Origin of the sequence: Flavobacterium sp. (assembly GCF_035760125.1) — a bacterium.
Lineage (GTDB): Bacteria > Bacteroidota > Bacteroidia > Flavobacteriales > Flavobacteriaceae > Flavobacterium.
The window spans coordinates 1-6,009 of record NZ_DASTTN010000034.1; the positions used below are offsets into that span (position 1 = coordinate 1).

The following is a 6,009-nucleotide window of genomic DNA, read 5'->3' on the forward strand; positions in this document are numbered from 1 at the left end:
ATGTGAAGTGGTTTTTTATCTATCAATTATTGGAATATGGAAGTTTATTTAGTCCGTCATACTGAAACAGTTTGTGAAAAGGGAATTTGCTACGGTCAGAGTGATGTTGGAATTCGCGAGCCTTATGAAGTCGTTTTTGAATCGATTTTGGACCAATTGCCACAAGACGCAATTTTGTATTCCAGCCCATTGCAACGATGCTCTATTTTGGCTAAACATATTCAGAAAAATACCCAAATCACTTCCATTATTGAAGATTCAAGATTGATGGAAATGGATTTTGGGGATTGGGAATTAATGAGCTGGGATGCCATTCCTCGTGAAGTTTTAGACCCTTGGATGGAAGATTTTGTTACCGTAAATGTGCCTAATGGGGAATCGTTTGTGGATTTGGATAATAGAGTCCGAGAATTTTTGGATAATGATATTTCGAAAGGAAATACTAAGCCAATTATCATTGTGGCGCATTCTGGAGTTATCCGAAGTATTTTGTGCAAAATAAATAATCTTCCCCTCCAGGAAGCTTTTAAAACGCAATTGGACTATGGGGTTGTGATTAAAGTAGAAATGTAGAATTGATTTGTTTTGATTTTAAATTACTGATAAACAATTTGTTATATTTGTGTTGAAATTAAAATGGTTCATTAATTTTAGTTTTCCATATTTTTAACTTTATATTTGCACCCGAATTAAGGTTGTGTTTTACTTTTTACGAAAACACATTAAAAGGGAATTAGGTTAAAAACCTAAGCTGTTCCCGCAACTGTAAGCTATCAAGCTTGTTGTTATCTACAAACCACTGTTTCGTTCTAAAAACGAGATGGGAAGGTGAACAACAAGACGCAAGCCAGGAGACCTGCCTTTTTTCTTAACAAATATCGAACTTTCGGGAAAAAAGGTTCAGAAATTATGACTTTAAGAAAACTAATAGTATCCTTTTTTGTTTTAATGTGCCAATTGATTTCGGCGCAAAATGACTCTATAAACAAGTTAAAGGAGGTTATAGTTTCTGATACAAATCTCAAAAAATATTCCAATTCACAGTCGGTTTTAAAACTTAATGATTCCATTATCAATAAAAATGAAGCTTTACTGACTGATTTATTAAACTTTAATTCTACACTTTATTTTAAAGAATACGGACGTGGAATGCTTTCCACAGTTTCCTTTAGAGGGACGACTTCTTCTCAAACTGCTGTAATTTGGAACGGAATCAATATTAATTCGCAAATGAATGGAAGTACTGATTTTAACACCATTTCAGGTTCTGATTATAATTCGATTAGTGTAAAAGCTGGTGGCGGGAGCATACTTTACGGTAGTGGAGCAATAGGCGGAACAGTCCATTTGAACAACGACTTGGGTTTTTATAATCGGTTTGACACTAATTTGAAACTGGATTACGGCAGTTTTAATACAATCGGAATTAATTATAAAACCAATATTGCTACCGAAAAATGGAGTGCTCAAATTGGTTTTTCGAAAAACAGTTCCACTAATGATTACAAATACCTAAACAAATATACTTGGAAAGGCGAACAGCGCTGGAATCAAAATGGTCAATACGATGTAATTACCGTGAGCGCTAATTTGGGTTATAAGTTTAATGCCCAAAATATTCTTAAACTATACAGCCAAACATCAAACACCGACAGAAATACTTCTTTGGTTACGGAATCTGAAATGAAAAGTAAATATGTTAATGGTTTTAACCGTAATTTGTTGGAATATGACGGTAATTTTGCAAGGTTCACCACGAATTTAAAAACAGCCTATATTTTTGAAAATTACCAATATTTTGCTGACAATTCAACAAATCAATACACATACGGAAAAACGGAAAGTCTGATAGCTAAAGCTGATTTTGGATACACATTATTTAAATCGACCCAAGTAAACGGAATTTTAGATTACAATAGAACAAATGGTTACGGAACTGGTTTTGGTAATCATATCCGCGAAATTAGTTCTGCCTCTTTGCTGCTAAAGCAAGACTTTTCGACTAACTGGAAAAATGAGTTTGGCATTCGCAAAGAATTTACAAACAACTACAAATCGCCCGTTTTATTCTCTTTAGGATCCTCCTATCAGTTTAGCAGATTGTACAATTTGAAATTGAATTTGTCGAGAAATTTCAGGATACCAACGTTCAATGATTTGTATTGGGAGCCGGGAGGAAATCCTGATTTAAAACCGGAGAATTCCTATCAGGCGGAGATTGGGAATGTATTTACTTTCAAAAATATTTCGCTTACGCAGACTTTCTATTATATAAAAATTAGAGATTTACTGCAATGGGTTCCTGCTAAGAATGGCATTTGGACTCCCCAAAATAAAGACAATGTAAACAGTTATGGTTCTGAAACATTATTGGGTTGGAAAAAGCAGTATGGCAAAAATAATTTTAGTGCCAATGCTTCCTATGCCCACACGGTGTCTGAAGATGCAGCAACCGGAAACCAGCTTTTCTTTGTTCCTTATGATAAAGTAACCGCTTCGGTTTCTTATTCACGAAAAAGAATTAGTGCTTATTATCAATTTTTATATAATGGTTTTGTTTATACCAGAGCGGATAATGATCCGAATGAAATCATAAACGACTATACAGTTTCAAATTTAGGAATCGACTATGATTTTAAATTCTTAGATTCTTTTAAACTGGGCTTTCAGGTTTTAAATGTTTTCAATGAAAATTATGAAAGTCTGGAAAGCAGACCTATGCCGGGTCGAAATTTCAATATGTATTTAACTTTAAAATTTTAATATTATGAAAATCAGTAAATTACTTTTAATAGCGTTTGGTATTTCGTTATTTGTTTCTTGTTCAAATGATGATGATAACAACGACAACACTCCAAAAGGAGATTATGACAATGGTTTTTTTATTCTAAATGAAGGAAGCGCAGGGCAAGGAACAGTATCATTTGCTAGTGATGATTTGAATGTTTTTGTAAAAGATGCATACACTGCAGCAAATGGAAGTGACTTGCTTGGAAAATTTGCTCAAAACATATTTTTTAATGGTGACAACGCTTATATCATTGCCGGCGGTTCAAATGTTATTAATGTTGTTAATAGATATACATTTAAATTAATAGCAAAAATTGACACTGGACTTATGAATCCAAGATACGGCGTTGTAAAAGACGGCAAAGCATATGTGACGAATGCCAATACTTATGCTGATTGGGGAGCAGCAGCAGATGCTGTAGGGAACACTGATGATTATGTTGCGGTTATTGATTTAGCAACAAATAAATATGAATCTAAAATTAATGTAAACGCAACGGCTAACAGAATTATAGAAAAGAACGGTAAATTATATATTACAGAGCCTTATAACAGTGAAAAATTATCGGTTGTAAATATTGCCACAAAGGCGGTTGAAACGCCAATAACAATTGGCTCAAGTGCTGATACAATGGAGGAAAAAGATGGGATTCTATATGTTTTGAGAGGTCCTTATGGAAGCAGAAGCGAAATAGTGAAAGTAAAATTATCAGATAAAACAACTTCAAAAATTACATTTCCTGAAGCTTTAGATGGGGCGGGATATTTGGATATTTATAATGATAAAATTTATTATACAGTATATAATTCAGTTTATGGAATAAGCACTACTGCGACAACTGTTTCAACTACACCGATTGTAACAGCTTCTTCAGTTGCTAATTTATATGGATTTGCGGTTAATAATGATCGCATTTACTTAGCTGATAGTGGCGATTATAAGGCTGACAGTAAAGCTTATATTTATAATTTAACAGGAACTTTGCAAAAAGAATTCACAGTTGGTGTGGGACCAAACGGATTTTATTTTAATGATTAATTCAAACATGGAGACCATTATTTGGGCTAATGTTTTTAAGTATAATATGGCTGTGGCTTTAATAGTTGTGGTATTCTATTAAAACTTATTAGCTGTATTATTGTAATTTTTTTGGAAAAAAAAGGCTTTCAGTGATGAAAGCCTTTTTTGATTTAGTCGTTTGTTTTAATTTGGCTAGAAACGATAATGAATTTATCTTTCCTAATATGTTTTAATCTACTCCAAAGATCTTAACAGTCCAGCTGGTACTTTGTCAACATACATTTGATTTTGACCACTGATTGATTTTGCATCTTCAAAATATGGAAATTCTTTTCCTGTTGTCTTTTTAACCATTTTGGCAGTTCCAGTAATTTTTCCAATTGCAGTACTCAGCAAAGGTTCTGAAGAATTACCCAGTACGTCCAAATTGGTTATGTTTTCTTTTAAGGAATACGTTGGGGTTAAACCATTAAAGTAATCACCTGAATCATTTGCATTTACAATTTTTAGGACAATTGGCTGCATAGCATAACGGTGATTTGGATTTCTGTTTTCTTTTCCAAAAGTAGGCGAGTCATAAATGGTAATGGATCCTACATTTTTCCCTGTAGTTATGTCCCCTATTTGAACCACATCAATATAGGGTTTCAATCCGTTGATAACCAATTCGCTTGCAGAAGCAGTACTTTTTGTCGTCAAAATATAAATCTTGGTAAGGCTTAAACTGTTTATAGGTGTACCTTCAATTGTGTTTGTAAATAAATTTTTCAATGCATCTGGGTCTTCAGATTCGAAATAAGCATTGATTTTGTCATTCCATCTTTGTTTAGAAAATACTTTATCGGTAAATTGCCCAGTTATCATACTGGCCAAACGGGTTGCTGTTTGCACTGAACCACCACCGTTGTATCTTAAGTCAAGAACTAAATCAGTGATGCCTTGTGATTTTAATGAACCAAAAGCGTCATTCAATTGCGAGTCATAGTTTGGATAAAAACCATTATACATAAGATATCCTATTTTATGACCTCCGGTTTCAATTACCTTATTTATTAAAATTGGATTTTCGGAAAGCTCTGTTTTTGTCAATGTTACTGATTTCCCGTTAGGTGTAATCTGGCCATTATTATAATCGGCTAAATTTAGTGTATAGTTTTCTGAATTTAATAATAAGGTTTGGTAATTACTTACTGTAAGCTGAACTCCATTTACACCATAAAAAATATCGCCACGTTTTATATCTTTAGTTGAAGCATCAGAATTGGGTATGATATAACGTACCCATCCAAATATATCATCAGAATCTGAAGCTTTACGGTAAAGACCAAAATCCACACCGTCATTTTTTGTAGTTCCTTGAAGCATTCCTTCCAATTCTCTATAATCGCTTACAATCCAACTGAATCTATCGATAGATTTATCAACTCTTAGTGCATCAAATAAAGTTTCAGGTTCTGGATATCCTTTTAAGAATGTATTTAAATCGGCTTGATTGGCAAATCGATCGTCGGCAAGATTAGGAACATCGGCTTGCCATAAATAATATAAATTGAGGCCTTTCCATATAAAATCATTTACCTCCAAGTACTCTGGAGCTGCAACATCGTCCACGTCTTCGCAACTCTGAAAAGTAAAGAGGGCTATGAATAATAAAAGTGTAATTTTGAAAGATGCCTTCATGTTAAGAATTTATTTGTAGGTATAGAACGCAAAAATACTAACTTTAGTTTAATTTAATTTTTTTTTTGTAACAAATATAATTGTGAATCGTCTTGATTATATAACCGAATTAATATAGCCATTTTATGAACCAAAATGAATTTGTGCTTTTAATCAATCCATTCAAAGATAAACTCTTTCGATTGGCCAAGCGATTACTCGTAAGCACAGAGGAAGCAGAAGATGCTACACAAGAAATTTTGGTAAAATTATGGAGTAAAAACGGAGATTTAGATTCGTATAATAGTGTAGAGGCAATGGCGATGACCATGACTAAAAATTATTGTTTGGATCAGTTAAAATCAAAAAGATCTGGCAATCTTAAAATTGTTCACAGTAATTATACAGATAGGGAGCCAAGTTTAGATAAAAAAGTAGAAGATAATGATAGCTTAAATTGGGTTGAAAAAATTATTGACCAATTGCCGGAACAGCAACGATTGATTATTCAGTTGCGGGATATAGAACAATGCGAATTT

Annotated in this window: 5 protein-coding genes and 1 riboswitch; of the genes, 4 read left to right on the plus strand and 1 reads right to left on the minus strand. The window is 33.3% G+C overall.

All coding sequences use genetic code 11. From position 1 onward, the window contains the following. Positions 1-36: 36 nt before the first annotated feature. From cobC to VFS71_RS01690, 3 genes are all read left to right on the plus strand, one after another. On the plus strand, positions 37-573 hold the full coding sequence (gene cobC, locus VFS71_RS01680) for an alpha-ribazole phosphatase (protein ID WP_326398974.1): 537 nt from the start codon (positions 37-39) through the stop codon (positions 571-573). A 102-nt stretch (positions 574-675) separates the two neighbouring features. Continuing rightward, positions 676-878, plus strand: a riboswitch (cobalamin riboswitch). Between the two features lie 31 nt (positions 879-909). Then, entirely contained in the window at positions 910-2,763 is a 1,854-nt protein-coding gene (locus tag VFS71_RS01685) for a TonB-dependent receptor plug domain-containing protein (RefSeq protein ID WP_326398976.1), read from the plus strand. A gap of 4 nt (positions 2,764-2,767) precedes the next feature. Continuing rightward, a complete protein-coding gene (locus tag VFS71_RS01690) occupies positions 2,768-3,829 on the plus strand; it encodes a YncE family protein (protein WP_326398978.1) in 1,062 nt (353 codons plus the stop codon). Between the two features lie 216 nt (positions 3,830-4,045). Here VFS71_RS01690 and VFS71_RS01695 read toward each other — a convergent pair whose 3' ends face one another. Continuing rightward, positions 4,046-5,491 (minus strand): S41 family peptidase, encoded by a 1,446-nt coding sequence (locus VFS71_RS01695; protein ID WP_326398980.1) that lies wholly within the window; start codon positions 5,489-5,491, stop codon positions 4,046-4,048. 125 nt (positions 5,492-5,616) lie between these two features. Here VFS71_RS01695 and VFS71_RS01700 point away from each other — a divergent pair. Beyond that, positions 5,617-6,009: sigma-70 family RNA polymerase sigma factor (locus tag VFS71_RS01700; RefSeq protein WP_326398981.1), on the plus strand; the 393-nt coding region annotated here is incomplete at its 3' end.

What these genes read in the sequence shown, in the direction of transcription:
- cobC (WP_326398974.1), top strand. Translation starts at nt 37, where the DNA reads ATGGAAGTTTATTTAGTCCGTCATACTGAAACAGTTTGTGAAAAGGGA.
- VFS71_RS01685 (WP_326398976.1), top strand. Translation starts at nt 910, where the DNA reads ATGACTTTAAGAAAACTAATAGTATCCTTTTTTGTTTTAATGTGCCAA.
- VFS71_RS01690 (WP_326398978.1), top strand. Translation starts at nt 2,768, where the DNA reads ATGAAAATCAGTAAATTACTTTTAATAGCGTTTGGTATTTCGTTATTT.
- VFS71_RS01695 (WP_326398980.1), bottom strand. Translation starts at nt 5,491, where the DNA reads ATGAAGGCATCTTTCAAAATTACACTTTTATTATTCATAGCCCTCTTT.